Annotated in this window: 13 protein-coding genes; 5 read left to right on the top strand and 8 right to left on the bottom strand. The window is 65.7% G+C overall.

All coding sequences use genetic code 11. The features are described 5' to 3' along the window. Positions 1 to 6: 6 nt before the first annotated feature. Genes rpoZ through C7389_RS19625 form a run of 3 tightly spaced genes read right to left on the bottom strand, consistent with a single transcriptional unit; the run spans position 7 to position 1,717 of the window. Positions 7 to 222 carry a DNA-directed RNA polymerase subunit omega gene (gene rpoZ / locus C7389_RS19635; protein ID WP_133594358.1) on the bottom strand — a complete coding sequence of 72 codons (216 nt, stop codon included), beginning with the start codon at positions 220 to 222 and terminating at the stop codon, positions 7 to 9. Positions 223 to 224: 2 nt separating this feature from the next. Next, positions 225 to 839, bottom strand: a complete 615-nt coding sequence (gene gmk / locus C7389_RS19630) for a guanylate kinase (RefSeq protein WP_133594357.1) — start codon at positions 837 to 839, stop codon at positions 225 to 227. A gap of 11 nt (positions 840 to 850) precedes the next feature. Then, positions 851 to 1,717, bottom strand: coding sequence for a YicC/YloC family endoribonuclease (locus C7389_RS19625; protein WP_133594356.1), 867 nt, complete (start codon positions 1,715 to 1,717; stop codon positions 851 to 853). A gap of 94 nt (positions 1,718 to 1,811) precedes the next feature. On the opposite strand from C7389_RS19625, the gene C7389_RS19620 reads away from it, so the two are divergent. Genes C7389_RS19620 through hemW form a run of 5 tightly spaced genes read left to right on the top strand, consistent with a single transcriptional unit; the run spans position 1,812 to position 6,323 of the window. Then, positions 1,812 to 2,759 carry a serine/threonine protein kinase gene (locus C7389_RS19620; RefSeq protein WP_133594355.1) on the top strand — a complete coding sequence of 316 codons (948 nt, stop codon included), beginning with the start codon at positions 1,812 to 1,814 and terminating at the stop codon, positions 2,757 to 2,759. Between the two features lie 10 nt (positions 2,760 to 2,769). Then, positions 2,770 to 3,699: a PP2C family protein-serine/threonine phosphatase gene (locus C7389_RS19615; protein WP_133594354.1), complete on the top strand. Its 930-nt coding sequence runs from the start codon at positions 2,770 to 2,772 to the stop codon at positions 3,697 to 3,699. Positions 3,700 to 3,713: 14 nt separating this feature from the next. Continuing rightward, entirely contained in the window at positions 3,714 to 4,439 is a 726-nt protein-coding gene (gene rph / locus C7389_RS19610; protein WP_133594353.1) for a ribonuclease PH, read from the top strand. Positions 4,440 to 4,485: 46 nt separating this feature from the next. Then, positions 4,486 to 5,094, top strand: coding sequence for an RdgB/HAM1 family non-canonical purine NTP pyrophosphatase (gene rdgB / locus C7389_RS19605; protein ID WP_133594352.1), 609 nt, complete (start codon positions 4,486 to 4,488; stop codon positions 5,092 to 5,094). Continuing rightward, complete coding sequence (gene hemW / locus C7389_RS19600) at positions 5,091 to 6,323, top strand: radical SAM family heme chaperone HemW (RefSeq protein ID WP_133594351.1); 1,233 nt, start codon at positions 5,091 to 5,093, stop codon at positions 6,321 to 6,323. Before rdgB ends, hemW begins: the two co-directional genes overlap by 4 nt. A 221-nt stretch (positions 6,324 to 6,544) precedes the next feature. Here the strand turns inward: hemW and sppA are convergent, their stop codons facing one another. The 5 genes from sppA to C7389_RS19575 form a co-directional block, all read right to left on the bottom strand. Further along, entirely contained in the window at positions 6,545 to 8,362 is a 1,818-nt protein-coding gene (gene sppA, locus C7389_RS19595) for a signal peptide peptidase SppA (RefSeq protein WP_133594350.1), read from the bottom strand. A 46-nt stretch (positions 8,363 to 8,408) separates the two neighbouring features. Then, a complete protein-coding gene (trmB, locus tag C7389_RS19590) occupies positions 8,409 to 9,137 on the bottom strand; it encodes a tRNA (guanosine(46)-N7)-methyltransferase TrmB (RefSeq protein ID WP_133594349.1) in 729 nt (242 codons plus the stop codon). Beyond that, positions 9,134 to 9,919, bottom strand: a complete 786-nt coding sequence (locus tag C7389_RS19585) for a thiazole synthase (RefSeq protein ID WP_133594348.1) — start codon at positions 9,917 to 9,919, stop codon at positions 9,134 to 9,136. The genes trmB and C7389_RS19585 overlap by 4 nt, the downstream gene beginning before the upstream one ends. A gap of 70 nt (positions 9,920 to 9,989) precedes the next feature. Beyond that, positions 9,990 to 10,193: a sulfur carrier protein ThiS gene (gene thiS / locus C7389_RS19580; RefSeq protein WP_133594347.1), complete on the bottom strand. Its 204-nt coding sequence runs from the start codon at positions 10,191 to 10,193 to the stop codon at positions 9,990 to 9,992. A gap of 270 nt (positions 10,194 to 10,463) precedes the next feature. After that, positions 10,464 to 10,949 carry a hypothetical protein gene (locus tag C7389_RS19575; RefSeq protein ID WP_168977723.1) on the bottom strand — a complete coding sequence of 162 codons (486 nt, stop codon included), beginning with the start codon at positions 10,947 to 10,949 and terminating at the stop codon, positions 10,464 to 10,466. Positions 10,950 to 12,201: the final 1,252 nt, after the last annotated feature.

Genomic DNA, 12,201 nt, shown 5'->3' with positions numbered 1-12,201 from the left:
GCGGGGTCAGGCCTGGCCGCGGTTGAGCATCTCGAGGCCGACCTTGCCGGCTGCGATTTCGCGCAGGGCGATCACCGTGGGTTTGTCACGGTCGGCGGAATCCAGCTCGAGTTGCGGCGTGCCGCCGGCGGTCAGCTGGCGCGCACGGTAGGTCGCCGCCAGGGTCAGCTGGAAGCGGTTCGGGATCCTTTTCAGGCAGTCTTCGACGGTAATACGGGCCATGGTCAGTCCTGTTCGAGAAATGCGAAATACTGCGGATGCCGCAGGTGTTGGTTGCCGTAGCGTAGGCGCGCGGCGCGGACGACTGCAACGAGATCGTCCAATGCAAGTTGCAACTCGTTGTTAATTATAACGTAGTCGAACTCGCCCACATGCCGCATCTCGCCACGGGCGCCCAGCAGGCGGCGGCTGATGACTTCGTCGCTGTCGGTGCCACGGCCGCGCAGGCGGTGCTCCAGCTCCTCCAGCGAGGGCGGTAGGATGAACACGCCCACCGCCTCGGGGAAGGCCTTGCGCACCTGCTGCGCGCCCTGCCAGTCGATTTCCAGCAGGGTGTCGCGCCCGGCCTGGATCTGTTCCTTCAGCCAGACCTTGGAGGTGGCGTAGTAGTTTCCATGGACCTCCGCCCACTCCAGGAACTCGCCGCGGTCGCGCAGGGCGCGGAAGGTGGGCACATCCACGAAGTTGTACTCACGCCCATCCTGCTCGCCGGCGCGCGGCGCGCGGGTGGTGTAGGAGATGGAGAGCTGGACCTGCGGATCGCGATCCAGCAGCCCGCGCACCAGGGTGGTCTTGCCGGCGCCCGAGGGCGCGGTGACGATGAACAGGGTTCCCGGCATGGCGCCCCCTCCTACTCGATGTTCTGCACCTGCTCGCGCATCTGCTCGATCAGGACCTTCAGTTCCATGGCGACGCCGGTGACGTCGGTGGCGGCGGACTTGGAGGCCAGGGTGTTGGCCTCGCGGTTGAGCTCCTGCATCAGGAAATCCAGCCGCTTGCCGGCGGCGCCGCCGGCCTTGAGGATGCGCTCCACCTCGTCGAGGTGGGTGGACAGGCGCGACAGCTCTTCGGCGACGTCGATGCGCTGGGCGAACAGCGCCACTTCCTGGCGGATGCGGTCCTCGTCCAGCGAGGCGACCGCGTCGCGCAGGCGGGCGGTGAGCTTGTCCTGGTATTCGCCGATGATGGCCGGCATGCGCGGCTCCACCTGGGCGACCAGCTCGCGCATGCGGGTGACGCGCTCACGGATCATGTCGGCCAGCTTCTCGCCCTCGCGCCGGCGGGTGGCCACCAGTTCATCCAGCGCGGCCTTGGCCAGCGCGGCGATGGCCGGCTGCATCTGCTCGAAGGCCATGCTGTCGTCGGCCAACATGCCGGGCCAGCGCATGATCTCCGCCACTGACAGCGGCGCTGCATCCGCGAACTGCGCCTTCACCGCGGCCTGGGCATCCACCAGCTGGGCCAGCAGCGCGCCGTTCAGCGCCAGGCTGCGCGGCGCGGCATCGCTGGTGTGCAGGTTGAGGCGGCACTCCACCTTTCCGCGGGTGAGCCGGGCGGAAAGCTGCTCACGGATGGCCGGCTCGGCCTGGCGCAGGTCCTCGACGATGCGGAAGGTGAGGTCCAGGTAGCGGGAATTGACGCTGCGCAGCTCGAGATGGAGGCTGACAGGCCCCAGATCGCGGGTCTGCACCGCGAAGCCGGTCATGCTGTGGATCATGGGTAAGGGTCTCCGGGGACCTGCGATCGTTTACACTGCAGGGCCCATTCAGGATAAATGTGCCGCGGAAAGCCGAATCTTAGCGCCCCCCAAGATGCCGCCTCAAGCCAACTGCGCCCTGCCCCACGGCTTTCAGCTCGACCAGTACCGTATCGAGCGGCAATTGTCGCTGGGGGGCTTCTCCATCGTATACCTGGCTTTCGACCAGGACGGCCTGCCTGTCGCGATCAAGGAATACCTGCCCAACTCCCTTGCCCTGCGCAAGGATGGCGAGGTGGAGCCGCGGGTTCCGGACGAGAACATGCCGGCCTTCCGCTACGGCATGAAATGCTTCTTCGAGGAAGGCCGCTCGCTGGCCAAGCTGATGCACCCCAATGTCGTGCGGGTGCTGAATTTCTTCCGCGCCAACAACACGGTGTACATGGTGATGCAGTTCGAGCGCGGCCGCACGCTGCACGACTACATCCAGAAGCACAAGGGCGAGGTGAAGGAGCGTTTCATCCGCGCCATCTTCACCCGCATGCTGAACGGCCTGCGCGAGGTGCATGCGCACAAGCTGCTGCACCTGGACATCAAGCCTTCCAACATCTACCTGCGCAACGACGGCACGCCGGTGCTGCTGGACTTCGGCGCCGCCCGGCAGACGCTGGCGCTGGAGCAGCCGATGCTGAAGCCGATGTACACCCCCGGCTTCGCCTCGCCGGAGCAGTTCGCCAACCGCGAGGCGCTGGGGCCGTGGAGCGATATCTACAGCGTCGGCGCCAGCATGTACGCCTGTATCGTCGGCACCGCGCCGCCGCGCTCGGACGAGCGCGTCAAGCAGGACACCCTGCAGCCCATCGCCCGCCAGCAAGCCTCGCGCTACAGCCCGCAGCTGCTGGAGCTGGTGGACTGGTGCCTGCGGCTGGACCCGCTGGCGCGGCCGCAGAGCGTGTATACCTTGCAGAAGGCACTGATGCAGAAAGAGGCCGGTGAAGCCATGCCGGCGAGCTGGTTCACCGATCTGGGCTCGCGTCTGAAGTCCTTCATCGGCAAGCGTTAGGAGCGCGCCCTTGCGATTCACCATCTACCAGGAAAGCCGGATAGGCCGGCGCAAGACCAATCAGGACCGCATCGCCTACTGCTATTCGCGCGACGCGCTGCTGATGCTGATCGCCGACGGCATGGGCGGCCATCTGCACGGCGAGGTCGCCGCCCACCTGGCAGTGCAGTTCATCACCCAGGCCTTCCAGCGCGAGGCCCAGCCGGCGCTGCTGGACCCGGCGCTGTTCCTGTCGCGCACGCTGAGCCGCGCCCACAGCGCCATCCTCGACTACGCCTTCGACAAGAACCTGCCCGAAGCGCCGCGCACCACCATCGTCGCCTGCGTGGTCCAGGAGAACAGCGCCACCTGGGCGCACGCCGGCGACTCCCGCCTCTACCTGCTGCGCCAGGGCCGCGTCGCCGCGCAGACCCGCGACCACTCCCGCGTGCAGCTGATGATGGACCAGGGCCTGCTGGACGCCGAGGGCGCCGCCCGCCACCCGGGGCGCAACCGCATCTACTCCTGCCTCGGCGGCTCGCACCTGCCGCAGATCGAGTTCTCCCGCCGCACCCCGCTGCAGGATGGCGACCTCATCGTGCTGTGCACCGATGGCCTGTGGGGGCCGCTGGGCAACGAGGGCGTGGTGCTCGGCCTGCTCGGCGGCAACGTGATGGGCGCCGTGCCCAAGATGATGAGCCGGGCGGAGAGCATCGCCGGCGACGGCTGCGACAATCTCTCCATGATCGCCATGGCCTGGCACGAAGACGCCGGCCAACCGACGCCGGCAGCGGTATCCACCCAGACCATGGCGCTGGACGACTTCAACACCCGCATGGACACCTTCCAGCGCGGCCGTGGCAGCGCCTCCGGCGGGCCGGACATCGACCTCAGCGACGACGAGATCGAGCGCACCATCGCCGAGATCAACTCGACCATCCAGAAATTCAATCGCAACTGAGCAGGAAATTCCCGATGCGACCCAGCAAGCGCCAAGCCGACGAACTCCGCCCCATCCGCTTCACCCGGGGCTACACCCGCCACGCCGAAGGCTCGGTGCTGGTGGAGTTCGGCGACACCCGCGTCCTCGTCACCGCCAGCGTGGAGGAGAGCGTGCCACCCTTCCTGCGCGGCAAGGGCCAGGGCTGGCTCACCGCCGAGTACGGCATGCTGCCGCGCGCCACCCACACCCGCAGCGCCCGCGAGGCGGCCAAGGGCAAGCAGAGCGGCCGCACTCAGGAGATCCAGCGCCTGATCGGCCGCAGCCTGCGCGCGGTGGTGGACATGGCCGCGCTGGGCGAACGCCAGATCACCATCGACTGCGACGTGCTGCAGGCCGACGGCGGCACCCGCACCGCCGCCATCACCGGCGCCTGCGTGGCCGTGCACGACGCGCTGAGCCAACTCGTCGCCAAGGGACTGCTGGCGGCGAACCCGATGAAGGATTTCGTTGCCGCCGTGTCTGTCGGCATCTATCGCGGCGTACCCGTGCTGGACCTGGACTATCCTGAAGACTCGGACTGCGAGACCGACATGAACGTGGTCATGACTGGTTCCGGCGGGCTGGTCGAAGTCCAGGGCACAGCGGAAGGCGCCCCCTTCTCCCGCGCCGAACTCGACGCCCTGCTCGGCCTGGCCGAGAACGGCATCGCCCGGCTGATCGAACTGCAGAAGGCCGCACTGGCCGGGGCGTCCGCATGAGCCATTGCCGCACCCTGCCTACCCAGCGCAACCGGAGAAAGCCGCAGTGAGCGCCAAACGCCTTGTCCTCGCCAGCAACAACGCCAAGAAGGCGGTGGAGATGCAGGCCCTGCTGGCGCCGCTCGGCATCGAGGTGGTGGCGCAGGCCACGCTGGGCATCCCGGAAGCGGAGGAGCCGCATCCCACCTTCGTCGAGAACGCGCTGGCCAAGGCCCGCCACGCTTCCGCGCTGTCCGGCCTGCCGGCGGTGGCGGACGACTCCGGCCTCTGCGTCGCCGCCCTGGGCGGCGCGCCCGGCGTGCTGTCGGCCCGCTACGCCGGTGAGCCGAAGTCGGACATACGCAACAACGCCCTGCTGCTGGAGCGGCTGGCCGCCTACGAGGAAGCCGAGGAGCGGCGCGCCTACTTCTACTCGGCGGTGGTGCTGGTGCGCCATGCCGACGATCCGCGCCCGCTGATCGCCGACGGCGAGTGGCACGGCACCATCCTGCACGCCGCCCGCGGCGAGGGCGGCTTCGGCTACGACCCGCTGTTCTGGCTGCCGGACCTGGAACAGAGCGCCGCCGAGCTGGACGCCGCGCTCAAGAACACCCTGAGCCACCGCGGCGCCGCCATGCGCCACCTGCTGGACCGCCTCAAGTACCACCCCTTGTGAACGAACGCCGCATCATTCCCATCGCCCCGGCCGGACGGGGGCTGGATTCCCCCCTCCCGCTGCCGCAACGCCCCCAGCTCAGCGCCCCGCCGCCCCTGGCCCTGTATGTGCACTTCCCCTGGTGCGTGCGCAAATGCCCGTATTGCGACTTCAATTCGCACACGGTGCGCGGCGAGGGCAGCCCCTTGCCCGAGGCCGAGTGGCTGCAGGCGGTGGTGGCGGACCTGGAAGCCTCGCTGCCGCAGGTCTGGGGCCGACGGGTGCACAGCATCTTCATCGGCGGCGGCACGCCCAGCCTGCTCTCCGCCGCCGGCCTGGACACGCTGCTGACCGCCATCCGCATGCGCCTGCCGCTGGACCCGCTGGCGGAGATCACGCTGGAGGCCAATCCCGGCACGGTGGAAGCGGCGCGCTTCCGCGACTACCGGGCCGCCGGCATCAACCGCCTCTCTCTCGGGATCCAGAGCTTCGACGACGCCATGCTCGGCCGCCTGGGCCGCATCCACGGCGGCGACGAGGCCAGGCGGGCGATAGAGATCGCCCAGGCCAGCTTCGAGCGCGTCAATCTCGACCTGATGTACGCCCTGCCGGAGCAGAGCCTGGCGCAGGCGCTGGCCGACCTGGAGACGGCGCTGGCCTTCGGCACCGGCCATCTCTCCTGTTATCACCTGACGATGGAGCCGAACACGCCCTTCGGCCACAGCCCGCCGCCGGTGCCGGATGAGGACGCCGCCGCCGACATGCAGGACGCCATCGAAAGCCGGCTGGCCGCGGCCGGCTTCGAACACTACGAGACCTCCGCCTTCGCCCGCCCCAACCAGCACAGCCGCCACAACCTGAACTACTGGAGTTTCGGCGACTACCTGGGGATAGGCCCCGGCGCCCACGGCAAGCTTTCCAGCCACGAGGGCATCGTGCGCGAGATGCGGCACAAGCACCCGGCGCGCTACCTCGAAGGCGCGGCCAAGGGCGATTTCGTGCAGGAAAGACGGGAAGTGGGCGTGGAAGAGCTGCCCTTCGAATTCATGATGAACACGCTGCGCCTCACCGGCGGTTTCCAGACCAGCCTGTTCGCCAGCCGCACCGGCCTGCCGCTGGCGGCGGTGGCGGCGGAGCTGAAGCAGGCGCAAGCCCGGGGCCTGCTGGAGGTCGGCAGCGATTTCATCCGCCCGACCGAGCGCGGCCGCCACTTCCTCAACGATCTGCTGCAGCTGTTCCTGAAGGATTGAGCGCGCCCGGGGCTATTGACCCGGCCGCTGGATACGCGGCAACCGTTCAGACTGGGCGTGTCGAAGCCCCCTCCCCGCGAGGCCCTTCGGCAAACCCGGGGCGAACGGCGCCGCTTATCTGATGGCCGGGTTGATGACCACCCGGCGCAAGGGCCGCGCTGAAAACGGCCCGGTGACGGCACTGCCACAGCCTGCGGCAGCGCCTCCTGCTGCAAACCGCCTCAGGGCGCTTCGCAGAAGCAGTGGGTGTAGAGGTTCTGTGGATCGTTCCAGCGCAGCAGTTCCGCCGCCTGCGCCTGCAGCCCGTCGAGCATCTGGCCAAGGGCGGACCCGGTGGGCCCCGCCGGTACTTCCAGGCCGACGCTGGTCAGCAGGCGCTGCAGCAGCACCTGGCTGGTCGACGCGCCCACCATGGGCCACACCACCTCGTACTCGGTGAGCTTGGCGCGCTTGGCCGCCGCATCCACCGCCGCGTCCAGCCCGCCCAGGGAATCGACCAGGCCCAGCTTGGCTGCGGCTTCGCCGGTCCACACCCGGCCGCGGGCGACCTTGTCCACGTCCTCCGGTGACATGTTGCGGGCGCTGCCCACGGTTTCCAGGAAGCGCCGGTAGCCATGCTCGATGCCCAGCTGCATCGCCTGGGCGGCAGCCTCGTCCAGCGGACGGCGCGGGTCGAAGGCGCCGGCCAGCGGCGCGGTGGCGACGCCATCCACCGTCAGCCCCAGGCGCTTCATCGGCTCGGCGAACTCGGGGAAGATGCCGAAGATGCCGATGGAACCGGTGAGCGTGGTGGGTGCCGCCCAGATCTCATCGGCGCCGGTGGCGATCCAGTAGCCGCCGGAGGCCGCCACCGAGCTCATGGAAGCAATCACCGGCTTGCCGGCACGGCGGGTGAGCTCCAGCTCGCGGCGGATCAACTCGGAGGCCCAGGCGCTGCCCCCCGGGCTGTCGATGCGCAGCACCAGCGCCTTCACCGCGTCGCTCTCGCGCGCCTCGCGGATCATGCGGGCGAAGGTGTCGCCGCCCACCGAACCGCCGGGCTGCTCGCCATCGACGATGGCGCCCTGCGCCACCAGCACCGCCACCTTGGCCGGCGGGCGCGACAAGCCGCTGCGCACCGCCGCCAGGTAGCCGCCGGTGTCGATCTGGCGATAGTCCTTGCCGCTGCCATCAGCGCCGAAGCGGGCGATGAGGTCTGCATGCCACTCGTCGCGGGTATCCAGCTTGTCCACCAGGCCAACTGTCTTCGCCGCCTTGGCGGCGTCGCCGCCGGCCGCCGCCAGCACATCGCGGTAGCCGGTCACATAGCCGTCCAGCACGTCCGAAGAGAACCTGCGGGTGGCGGCCACGTCGGTGCGGAAGGCGTTCCACAGGGCGTCCAGCAGGTCGCGGGACGACTCTCGGTCTTCTTCGGACATGTCGCTGCGGGTGAAGGGCTCGGAGAAAGACTTGTACTCGCCGACGCGGAACACGTGCACCTTCACGCCCAGCGTATCCAGCGCGCCCTTGAAGTAGGTGTTGTAGCGCGCCAGCCCGCGCAGCAGCACGAAGCCATCGGACGACATGCGCACTTCGTCGGCGGCGGAGGCGAGGTAGTACTGGGCTTGGGTGTAGCGCTCGCCACGCACCAGCACCGGCTTGCCGGCGCCCTTGAAGGCAAGCACCGCAGCGCGCAGCTCGGCCAGCTTGGACAGGCCACCGCCGCTCAGGTCATCGGTCTCGATGACCAGGCCGGTGATGCGCTCATCGTCGCGGGCGGCGTTGATGGCCTCCAGCAGATCCGGCAGCACTGCCTGCTCGGTGGAAACGCCACCGCCGCGCAGCACGTTCAGCGGCTCCACCAGCGCCGCCTGCTCCACCAGCGCGCCGGTAGGCCGCAGCACCAGCGCGGCGCCCTGCGGCACGCCCGGCGCCGGCCGCATCAGCACTGCGACCACCGCCACCAGCACCGCCAGCAGGATCAGGTTAAGGGCGGTGCGGCGCACCAGATCCAGGGCCCACCACAGGCCCTTGAATAGACGACCTATCAATCGAAACAAGCTTTCCTCTCCCTACATAAAGCGCACCGGGGAGGGCGCGCCTGTTTCAACGGCGGTGGAACACCAGGTCCCAGACGCCATGGCCCAGCTTCAAGCCGCGGTTCTCGAATTTGGTCAGCGGCCGGTAATCCGGCCGCGGTGCATAGCCTTCGGCGGAGTTCTGTAGCAAAGGCTCCGCCGACAGCACCTCCAGCATCCAGACTGCGTATTCTTCCCAGTCGGTGGCGCAGTGGAAATAGCCGCCCGGCGCCAACTTGGCGGCAATCAGGGCGACGAAGTCCGGCTGCACGATGCGCCGCTTGTGGTGGCGCTTCTTGTGCCAGGGGTCGGGGAAGAAGAGATGCACGCCGGCCAGCGAGCCGTCCGGCACCATGTCGCGCAGCACCTCCACCGCGTCGTGCTGCATGATGCGCACGTTCTGCAGATCGCCATCCGCCACCAGCTTGCACAGGCTGCCGACGCCGGGGCCATGCACCTCGATACCGACGAAATCCTTGTCCGGCATGGCAGCGGCGATCTTCGCCGTGGTCTCGCCCATACCGAAGCCGATCTCGACGATGTGCGGCGCCTTGCGGCCGAAGGCGGCGTCCAGGTCCAGCTTCTCGGTCGTGCTGTACTTCAGCCCGATGCGCGGCAGCACCTCTTCCAGGCAACGTTGCTGCGCCACCGACATCCGGCCCTGGCGCAGCACGAAGCTGCGGATGCTGCGGCTGGAGAAGCGCTGCTCCGGGCTGTCCTGGCCGATCAGCTCGACCTTCTCATGCTCAACGCTCACGAGCCAATGAGTCCGCTGCTGGGCGAGCTGGGGTCCGCCGTGTAGAACTTGCGCGGCATGCGGCCAGCCAGGAAGGCCTCGCGGCCGGCCTCCACCGCCTTCTTCATCGCACTCGCCATCAACACCGGGTTACCGGCTTTGGCGATAGCGGTGTTCATCAGCACGCCGTCGCAGCCCAGCTCCATCGCAATGGCCGCGTCGGAGGCGGTGCCCACGCCGGCATCCACCAGCACCGGCACCCTGGCATTGTCGATGATCAGTCGCAGGTTCCACGGGTTGATAATGCCCAGGCCCGAGCCGATCAGCGAAGCCAGCGGCATCACCGCCACACAGCCGATCTCCTCCAGCATCTTGGCCTGAATGGGATCATCGGCGCAGTACACCATCACCTGAAAGCCTTCCTTCACCAGCGTCTCGGCCGCCTTCAGCGTCTCCGGCATGTTGGGAAAGAGGTTCTGCGCATCGCCCAGCACCTCCAGCTTCACCAGGGAATGGCCATCCAGCAGCTCGCGCGCCAGCCGCAGCGTGCGCACCGCCTCGTCCGCGGTGTAGCAGCCGGCGGTGTTCGGCAGGATGGTGTAGCGCTCCGGCGGCAACACGTCGAGCAGATTGGGCTCGCCCGGGTTCTGGCCGATGTTGGTGCGACGGATCGCCACGGTGACGATCTCCGCGCCGCTGGCCTCGATCGCCGCCTGCGTCTCGGCGAAATCCTTGTACTTGCCGGTCCCGACCAGCAGCCGGGAGGCATAGGCCTTGCCGGCAATCACCAAGGGTTCGTTCATGATGGGGAAACCTGTCTATGGAGTTTTGAGGGGCGGGCAAGCACCCGCTGGGCGGAAGGCGCGACGGCCGTCAGCCGCCGCCAACGGCGACGACGATCTCCAGCCTGTCGCCCTCGGCCAGCGCCGTCTCGCCATGCCGCGCCTTGGGCACGATCTCGCCATTGCGCTCGACTGCCAGCCGCTTGCCCGCAAGCTGACGCCGCTCGAGCAGCGCGAGCACGGTAATACCGTCATCCAGCACTTCTGGCTGGCCGTTGAGAGTGACCTGGATCATGCGGCGACCTGGAACTGTTGCGAGGCCGGATTTTAACACGCGGGGTAAGCAGGCCTGCCACCTATAAACCCGACAAGCGCTTGGCCTTCCTGCTAGTCAGCACGACCGAACACCGCCGGCTGCGCTCTGTTCGCGGCACAGAGAAGCGCTCCCGCCCCCTTTTTGGGCGCCCCCTGTGAAATTGCTCGCCGACCATTCATTAACGAGGCCGCCGCCTCCGATAATTTCAGTCCCCATCGGGACTATATCGAGGCTTATTCGATTGCCAGACTAACGGACAGGACATGGATTAATCATTTCATGAACAGGCTTTCTATTCACATATGGCACAGGCACAGTCCCGACTACGAGAAGTGAGGTTTGGTATTCTTTATCCCCCGTCTCCCTCACAAACTTCACTTCATCTCCAACAAATTTCTTAGCGCCCTCACCATTCAAATATTCATATATCTTTTCCCGCATCAATACGTTTGCCTTTCCGCTGGGCGTTATCGGCACCAACATGAACGACTTTGTATCAGTAAAAGCATAGAAGAGTCCGGGCACATTGTCGCCAGTCTGTATGTGCGTGCAACCAACATCCATGGCTGAGAGCGTAAAGACGCGGCTATAAATATTATCTTCGTACACACTGAGTATCAGGCCATTTTTGGCAAGCACTCCTAAACCTCTCGTTGGCTTGCACTGGGATATTTTCCCATAGTCGAATACACACCAATTTATTTCCGTGACCCCCAAGACATCCGAATCAAGCACCTTCAGATCTCGGATTATTCGTGAATGGGCTTCTGGTGCCTCATACGGAATCATGGAACAGGAGCTTAATAAAATCAGAGAAAACAACAGCAATGCACGCATTATTAGGATCAATTAAATTAATTTAGCAAAATTTACTTGTGCATAAAGAGATCGCAAAGAACTCCGCGCAAGCATTCCCTTTGATCAGATTGACTAATCCCTAAACTGACCAGAAGAGTCTTGATTAGTTAATGAGTGAAATCCGTCCGCTGCCCCCAAGGAGGCTCAAGACAGAAAATATCTCGAAGGGCCGCGGGAAAACCGACCGGCGGAACCGCGTAAAATCGATGCATCCTAGATGTGAGCACTGAATAAATCAATTAATCAGGCTTGCCCTAGCAATCCTTTTTCCCCGGAGAATCAGCATCAAAAGCCAAATGCACCCACTGCTTTTATTGCCGATGCGGTCGAGGTGACCGTTGCGTCAAAGAATCGTCTTCGCACTCCGTCGCGCCCTCTCCCCCTAACGAGCCGTAGAGTTCCTCGCTTGTCAGATCCGCACGGTCATACCACTGACCCTTGGCGCTTTCGCGAATCTGGCGCTCACGTCGGCGGCGGACAACAATTAGCGCCACCGCACCCAATACTCCATAAGCGCCAACAATTGCCAAGCCGATCACGCCGAAACGGTGCCACTGCTGCTCTCTTGGGTCGACCTTGGCAACAAGATCCTGCCATACAAAGAAGTCATCTATGAACCACGCCCCCCATAGGCCAACTCCATACATGATGGCAAACCGAAGCACTCCTCCATACGTTCGCAAATCCCAGACTTGCCCTTCGTCGAATGGGCTCCTCCTAAAGTCCCAGCCTGGCCACCACCTCATGGCTGTACTCCAGACTGCTTTGACGTATCCAGAAACGCCGGGATATTACTGATGAACGTGTCTGCGACAGAGCCAATCTGACCCGGCCTCGGATTGAGCACAGCAGGTGCTTGCAACAAGGCTGGCACCAAAGGATTCAATGGGGCTGTGCGCACCCATTGTGATACGAACTGTTGAGTAACCCACGTCCCGGCCTGCCCGCCAGCATTACCCAAGCCTGTAAAAGCCAGTCCAAGCCCATAGGGAACCGCTGATTTATTCGTCCGCCACCGCCCGGCTGGCGGAGTGCCTTTGAGATAATGGCGGCTGCTGGGCCACGACGAGACCTCAACCGATGCAATCGAGCTTTTCCGACCTGGAGTACGCCGCCAAGAAGAAGCAGA

Origin of the sequence: Azoarcus indigens, from assembly GCF_004361735.1 — a bacterium.
Lineage (GTDB): Bacteria > Pseudomonadota > Gammaproteobacteria > Burkholderiales > Rhodocyclaceae > Azoarcus > Azoarcus indigens.
This window is presented reverse-complemented; position numbering and strand designations above follow the sequence as displayed.

Bases quoted from the DNA above. Each gene is read 5' to 3' on its own strand.
- thiS (WP_133594347.1), bottom strand. From the start codon at position 10,193: ATGATCCAGGTCACTCTCAACGGCCAGCCAGAAGTGCTGGATGACGGT.
- C7389_RS19620 (WP_133594355.1), top strand. From the start codon at position 1,812: ATGCCGCCTCAAGCCAACTGCGCCCTGCCCCACGGCTTTCAGCTCGAC.
- C7389_RS19585 (WP_133594348.1), bottom strand. From the start codon at position 9,919: ATGAACGAACCCTTGGTGATTGCCGGCAAGGCCTATGCCTCCCGGCTG.
- gmk (WP_133594357.1), bottom strand. From the start codon at position 839: ATGCCGGGAACCCTGTTCATCGTCACCGCGCCCTCGGGCGCCGGCAAG.
- rpoZ (WP_133594358.1), bottom strand. From the start codon at position 222: ATGGCCCGTATTACCGTCGAAGACTGCCTGAAAAGGATCCCGAACCGC.
- C7389_RS19625 (WP_133594356.1), bottom strand. From the start codon at position 1,717: ATGATCCACAGCATGACCGGCTTCGCGGTGCAGACCCGCGATCTGGGG.
- rph (WP_133594353.1), top strand. From the start codon at position 3,714: ATGCGACCCAGCAAGCGCCAAGCCGACGAACTCCGCCCCATCCGCTTC.